This is a genomic window from Elusimicrobiota bacterium, from assembly GCA_040757695.1.
Taxonomy (GTDB): Bacteria; Elusimicrobiota; UBA8919; order UBA8919; family UBA8919; genus JBFLWK01.
The window spans coordinates 1-1,271 of the sequence record JBFLWK010000237.1; the positions used below are offsets into that span (position 1 = coordinate 1).

Genomic DNA, 1,271 nt, shown 5'->3' on the forward strand with positions numbered 1-1,271 from the left:
TATTTGAATATATCGAAATGTTCTACAACAGGCAGCGGCGCCATTCTGCCATTGGCTATGTCAGCCCGCATGAATATGAACAACGATACAACCAATTAACCGTGTCCACTTTTTGTGGGTAAGACCAGTCTCATAAAAAATATATGAAAAAGTTATTTTGGAGCTCTTTAATTTTGGGTGTTTTATCTTTTGGGCTTTTTGTCTTTGTGTTTATTTTCTGTCAGCCCGTCATCAAAACCGATGCACAAAATTTTTTTAGATCTATTGAAGAGCACCAAATCATAAACAAACAGTGTATTTCTACTGAGAACCAAGATGCTTATAACGACCTAAAGCAAAAATTGATTATTAGTGAACTCCGGCTCAAGAAAACAAGTTGGTTGTTGTATTTCTTGAGTAGTGTTGGCTTTCTGATTTTTTCTTTGAGTCTATTTGTCATTTCCTTTGCTTTAAGGAGACATAACCATCAAGCTCAAAGGACAGCCAGGGCGGGCGCGTTTCTGAACAATCGGGAGGAATGAACAGTAAATAATTTTTAACCAAGCAGGTGGAAGCCCTGGCTGCCATTGGCTTGAGACGTTCGGCTTCATAATGAGAAGGTAAATAATGCGAAGACTAATATTATTGTTTTTTTTTATGGTACTCGCACATAATTCATTTTCAGGTGAAATTGCCCATTTCAATACAGATCTTCTTGGAAAGAACATAAACAATTCAATTGATTTGTTAAAAACAGAAGATGATAAAAAATCTAATGTTATTTATCCCAAGATAATACAATTAGATATTGATCAAGATATGTGCAGATCAGCATCACTATTTTTTTCTGATAAAGATATTACTATTGAAAAAGTAAGAAAAATAATAAACGAAAAATATCGAAAACCCGAGCACATTACAGGAGAAAGTTTCTGGTGTTGGCGAATAGATGAAGGTAAATATACTATTTCTCTATACTCTCAAGAAGAATGCTCAGAAGATTATAATCAGATTGTTATTTCCTATATTGCTTGGCATGGAGTAGAGATAAAGAAAGTAAAAAAACTATATAATCACCTTAAAGAAAACCAATAGCAGCCGAACAAGGCCGCGCAAAGGATCGCCAGGGCATTCGGCTTTTGAACATTTGGGGTAACTGAACATAAAACATCTTTAAGGCAAGTCAGTGGAAGCCCTGGCTCCCATTGGCGGCCGCCGTTCAAGTAAGCGGCCGCAGGATTGGATGCGATAATAAGTGGCAACAAGATAGATTTTGGGGGCAAGCACAGTCG

The 1,271-nt window shown here is 36.8% G+C and carries 3 protein-coding genes; all 3 read left to right on the top strand.

Annotated elements, in window-relative coordinates:
- Positions 1–122 (top strand): IS3 family transposase (locus AB1349_14445; protein ID MEW6558525.1); only part of this gene is annotated, 122 nt, incomplete at its 5' end.
- A gap of 21 nt (positions 123–143) precedes the next feature.
- Positions 144–521: a hypothetical protein gene (locus tag AB1349_14450; protein MEW6558526.1), complete on the top strand. Its 378-nt coding sequence runs from the start codon at positions 144–146 to the stop codon at positions 519–521.
- Between the two features lie 85 nt (positions 522–606).
- A complete protein-coding gene (locus AB1349_14455; protein ID MEW6558527.1) occupies positions 607–1,074 on the top strand; it encodes a hypothetical protein in 468 nt (155 codons plus the stop codon).
- Positions 1,075–1,271: the final 197 nt, after the last annotated feature.

Coding starts and splice junctions, on each gene's coding strand:
- AB1349_14450 (MEW6558526.1), top strand. CDS start 144: ATGAAAAAGTTATTTTGGAGCTCTTTAATTTTGGGTGTTTTATCTTTT.
- AB1349_14455 (MEW6558527.1), top strand. CDS start 607: ATGCGAAGACTAATATTATTGTTTTTTTTTATGGTACTCGCACATAAT.